Genomic DNA, 5,080 nt, shown 5'->3' on the forward strand with positions numbered 1-5,080 from the left:
GCTCGAGCCCGAGCTGATCTTCGCGCTGGCGCAGCGCAACGGCGTCGCCATCCCCTATGCGAGCGTGGAGGCGCTGCGCGCCGCCTATGCCTTCACCAACCTGCAGACCTYTCTCGACATCTACTACGCCGGCGCCAGCGTGCTCCTGAAGGAGCAGGATTTCTACGACATGGCCTGGGCCTACCTGGAGCGCGCGGCGGCCGACAACGTGCTGCGCACCGAGATGTTCTTCGACCCGCAGACCCACACCGAGCGCGGCGTCGCGATGCAGACCGTGATCGACGGCCTGCACCGCGCCTGTGTCGACGCCAAGGCGAAGCTCGGCGTCGATGCCGCGCTGATCCTGTGCTTCCTGCGCCATCTGAGCGAGGAGGATGCCTTCGCCACGCTCGAACAAGCGTTGCCTTTGCGCGACCGCTTCATCGGCGTCGGCCTCGATTCGAGCGAGCTCGGCCATCCGCCCGAGAAGTTCGCGCGCGTGTTCGCGCGCTGCCGCGAACTCGGCTTCCACCTGGTCGCCCATGCAGGCGAGGAGGGACCGCCGGCCTATGTATGGAGCGCGCTCGACGTGCTCAAGGTCGAGCGCATCGATCACGGCGTGCAGAGCACCAAGGACGCCGCGCTCATGAAGCGGCTGGCCCAGGACCGCATTCCGCTGACCGTGTGTCCGCTCTCCAACCTCAAGCTCTGCGTCTTCCCCGACCTGGCGCAGCACAACTTGCGCGCCTTGCTCGACGCCGGGCTGGTGGCGACCGTCAACTCGGACGACCCGGCCTACTTCGGCGGCTACCTGAACCAGAACTTCACCGAGACCTTCGCCGCCACCGGCCTCACCGCGCAGCACGCCTGGCAGCTCGCGGCCAACAGCTTCGAGGGCAGCTTCGTCGACGCCGCCGCGAAGCGGGCCTATGCCGACCGGCTCGACGCGGTGTTCGAATCTTTCGCCTGAGCCCCACGCTCCGGACGTTCAGCGGCGCAGGCGCAGGTAGCGCAGCATGACGTCCGCCATCGTGCCGGCGCGCTGCAGCACCGGCTCGAACAGCGCGTTGTAGACGCCGGTGCCGATCACCGAGCCGAGCGCGATCGCCACGATCGAGAACAGCGTCGCGATGAAGTTCTCGAGCCCCGCGAGCCGGTCGTTGCCGACCAGTTCCGCCATGCCGATCAGGCCCAGCGAGCCGGGGACCAGCAGCCACAGCGCGGGCGTGAAGGTCACCATGGACGGCGGGCCGCCCAGCCGGTACTGGACCATGTAGGAGGCCGGCGTGATCAGCAGCGCGGCGACGAAGCCGCTCATGTAGCCGCCGAAGACCGCGTTGCCGACCAGCTGGCCGGCCTGTGCGACGCACAGCAGCGCCAGCAGCCAGGGCAGGGTGCTCAGGCGGGCCGAATAGTGCAGCGTGTGGCCGATGCCGAACAGGAACACCCCGAGCCACGGCGCCCAGGCGCGGACGGCGGCGTCGGCCACCGGCACCAGCAGCGTGTCCGGCGGCAGGCCGATGATCGAAGCGGCCGCCAGCATGCCGAGCACCAGGAACACCAGCTGCAGCAGGCCGGAAACGAGGCGGGTGCCGCCCGAGACCACGTCCCCATAGGCCAGCTCGATGGTGGCGATGGCGAGCGTGCCGCCGGGCAGGAAGGTGACCAGCGACGCCACCAGCACGTAGATCGGGCTGGCCGCGAAGCCGTGGCGGGCGGCCAGCAGCGACACCAGCGTCACCACGAAGGCCGCCACCGTGGGCAGCAGCGTGGTGATGACGCCGCGGTTGCGCGCCAGCACCTTGAGCACGCCGACCACCAGGCCGAAAAAGGCCGCCGCACCCACCACGTCGGCCGAGGGCCGCAGCACCAGCGCGATGCCCACKGTCACCAGCACATGGCCCAGCACCCCCCACGCCAGGCCGAGCGGCGGCTGCATCGCGAGGATGGCGTTGATGCGCTTGAGCCCTTCGGCGGGATCGATCGGCGCCCGCTCGGCATCGCGCGCCAGCTCGTAGGCGGCCTCGATCTGGTCGAATCGCAGCACCAGGCCCTGCTCGGCGGTGAATTCGATCTGCTGCACCTCTTCGTCGGCGAAGTTCACGAACACCACGGTGGGCAGCGCCAGCACGTTGAAATGGTCGACCTTGTAGGTCTGCGCCAAGCGCCGCAGGCTGGTCTCGACCACGCCCGCCGCGGCCCCGGTGGCCAGCAGCAGGTGGCCCAGGCGCAACAGGAAGCGCAACAGGCGCCGGCGCTCGCGCAGCTGGCGCTCGGCGTCGGCCGGCGAGACGGTGGCGACAACTTCGGCGGTGCCCGGCATCGTGGCGTCTATCGCCATGCGACGTGGGTCCGGGATCGATGGCATCGGTGTGATCGCTGCATGAGTGCCCATCCTTGGTGCCCGCATTCTGCCGCGCCAGGGCGCGGCCGAGGCTGCGGGTAAAATCGCTTCCGGCGCTGCTGCCCCGCAGCGTCTCTTTCATTCTGGGGCCATGTAGAGGAACACCATGTACAAAAACCTCGCAGCCGCGCTTGCGGCCGCCTGTTTTTTATCGCCTTCTTTTTCCCAACCCGCGCCGGCGGCCGATCCGTTGAAGATCGGCTTCGTCTACGTCGCGCCGGTGACCGACGCCGGCTGGGTCCGCCAGCACGAGGACGGCCGCAAGGCGGTCGAAGCCGCGCTCGGCGCCAAGGTGAAAACCACCTATGTCGAGAACGTCGCCGAGGGCGCCGACGCCGAGCGCGTGATCCGCGACCTGGCGCGCCAGGGCAACAAGCTCATCTTCACGTCCAGCTTCGGCTACATGGAGCCGACGCTCAAGGTGGCGCGCGACTTCCCCGACGTGAAGTTCGAGTCGATCACCGGCTACAAGACCGCGCCCAACGTGGCGATCGCCAACGCGCGCTACTACGAGGGCCGCTACCTGGCCGGCGTCGCCGCCGGGCGCCTGACGAAGACCCACGTCGCGGGCTACGTCGCCGGCTTCCCGATCCCCGAAGTGCTGCAGGGCATCAACGCCTTCACGCTCGGCATGCGCTCGGTCGATCCGAAGGCGCAGGTCAAGGTCGTGTGGCTCGATGCCTGGGTCGATCCGCCGAAGGAGCGCGACGCCGCGATGACCCTGTTCAACCAGGACGTCGACGTGATCGCCTTCCACACCGGCTCGACCGCGGTCATGGCCGCGGCGCAGGAGCGCGGCATGATGGCGGTGGCCTACCACTCCGACATGCGCAAGGTCGCCCCCGACGCGCAGATCGTCGCCGTCACCCACCAGTGGGGCAACTACTACACCGAGCGCGCCCGCGCGGCCCTCGACGGCAGCTGGAAGAGCGGCAGCGTCTGGGGCGGCGTCAAGGAGGGAATGATCCGGGTCGGCGACTTCGGCCCCAAGGTGCCGAAGGCGGTGCAGGACGAGGTGCTGGCGCGCCAGACGGACATCGCGGCCGGCCGGCTGCAGCCTTTCCGCGCCGCGGCCGACGTGCGCGACAACGAGGGCCGGGTGGTGATCGCGAAGGGCCAGGCCCTCGACGACGAGCAGATCCTCAAGATGAACTGGCTGGTCGAAGGCGTGCAAGGCAAGGTCGCGCGCCGGACGCCCTGAGCGGCCTCCGGCCGGGGCCGGGCCGGCCCTGGGGCGACGGTCAACCCAGCCGATCCACCACGAAGTCCACGAAGCTGCGCAGTTTGGCGCTCGGCCGCGCCTCAGGCAGCCGGACGATGTACACGTCGCTGGCCGGCAGCTCCCAGTCCGGCAGCAGTTGCACGACCTGGCCCGCTGCCAGCGCCGGGGCGAGCAGCGGTTCGGCCTGGACGATCACGCCGACGCCCTGGATGGCCGCGGTGAGCAGCGCCTGTCCGTTGTTGCTCACCAGCGGGCCGTTGACCCGCACGTGCACGGTCTCGCCCTCGCGCGTGAAGCGCCATGAATGCGCCGGGCCCCAGGCCGCGAAGGACAGCAGCGGCAAGGTCTCCAGCGCCGAGGGATGACGCGGCGCCCCGTGGCGGGCGACGAAGCCCGGGCTCGCGACCGCGAACAGGCGCGAGCGCGCCAGCGGGCGCGCCACCCACCGGTCGTCCACCGGAGCGCCCGAGCGCACGCCGCAATCGAAGCCTTCCTCCGCCAGGTCGATCACCCGGTCGTTGAGATGGAGCTCCACCCGCACCTGTGGATGGGCCGCCATGTAGTCGCCGATGACCGGCATCAGCCGCTGCGCGCCGTAGGCCACAGGCGCCGTGACCCGCAGCGTGCCCTGCGGCACCGCGCGCAGCGATTCGGCCACTCCGTCGGCGGTGTGCACGCTGGCGAGCACGTCGCGGCAGCGCTCCAGGTAGGCCGCGCCGATCTCGGTCAGCCGGTGGCGGCGCGTGCTGCGCTCGAGCAGGCGCGCGCCGAGCTGGGTTTCGAGGGCCTGGATATGCTTGCCGACCATCACCGCCGAGAGGTCCAGGGTCCGTGCGGCGCCCGCGAAGCTGCCGGCATCGATGGCGGCAACGAAGACTTCCATGGCGCGCAGTTTGTCCATATTCCGAACTATAAGTTTCGAATGAGCGAAGCCAAAGACCGTTTATCGAATCAAGCATTCGTAAAACAATGGCTTTTGTCTCATTGATCTGGAGTTCCCCATGAAGATTCTTCTTGTCGGCGCGAGCGGCGCCGTCGGCAGCGCGGTCGCGTMGGCCCTGGCGTCCCGGCACGAGGTCGTCGGTGTCGGCCGGCGGCATGGCGCCCACCCGGTCGACATCACGAGCGATGCCAGCGTGACCGCGCTGTTCGATGCGGTCGGTCCGGTCGACGCGATCGTCTCGGCCGCAGGCGGCGTGTTCTTCGGCCCGCTGGAGGCGATGCGCCCGGTCGATTTCAACCTCGGCCTGCAGGACAAGCTGCTCGGCCAGGTGCGGCTGGCGCTGCTCGGCCAGCACGCGCTGCGCGACGGCGGTTCGATCACGCTGACCACCGGCATCGTGGCCGACGAGCCGATCCGCCAGGGCGCCAACGCGACCGCGGTCAACGCGGCGGTCGAGGGCTTCGTGCGCGCGGCCGCCATCGAGCTGCCACGCGGCCTGCGCATCAATGCGGTCAGCCCGACGGTGCTGACC

The 5,080-nt window shown here is 69.7% G+C and carries 5 protein-coding genes; 3 read left to right on the forward strand and 2 right to left on the reverse strand.

The window, feature by feature from the left end; all coding sequences use genetic code 11:
* A partial coding sequence (locus AC1D2K_RS29515) for an adenosine deaminase (RefSeq protein WP_478093350.1) occupies window positions 1-949 on the forward strand: 949 nt, incomplete at its 5' end.
* Window positions 950-967: 18 nt separating this feature from the next.
* On the opposite strand, the gene AC1D2K_RS29520 is transcribed toward AC1D2K_RS29515, so the two are convergent.
* A complete protein-coding gene (locus AC1D2K_RS29520) occupies window positions 968-2,320 on the reverse strand; it encodes a threonine/serine exporter family protein (RefSeq protein ID WP_478093352.1) in 1,353 nt (450 codons plus the stop codon).
* A 169-nt stretch (window positions 2,321-2,489) separates the two neighbouring features.
* On the opposite strand from AC1D2K_RS29520, the gene AC1D2K_RS29525 reads away from it, so the two are divergent.
* Window positions 2,490-3,584 (forward strand): BMP family ABC transporter substrate-binding protein, encoded by a 1,095-nt coding sequence (locus AC1D2K_RS29525; RefSeq protein WP_478093353.1) that lies wholly within the window; start codon window positions 2,490-2,492, stop codon window positions 3,582-3,584.
* Between the two features lie 40 nt (window positions 3,585-3,624).
* On the opposite strand, the gene AC1D2K_RS29530 is transcribed toward AC1D2K_RS29525, so the two are convergent.
* On the reverse strand, window positions 3,625-4,506 hold the full coding sequence (locus tag AC1D2K_RS29530) for a LysR family transcriptional regulator (protein ID WP_478093355.1): 882 nt from the start codon (window positions 4,504-4,506) through the stop codon (window positions 3,625-3,627).
* 100 nt (window positions 4,507-4,606) lie between these two features.
* Here AC1D2K_RS29530 and AC1D2K_RS29535 point away from each other — a divergent pair.
* Window positions 4,607-5,080: short chain dehydrogenase (locus tag AC1D2K_RS29535; protein WP_478093356.1), on the forward strand; the 474-nt coding region annotated here is incomplete at its 3' end.

Source organism: Variovorax sp. P1_H12_2, assembly GCF_056405335.1.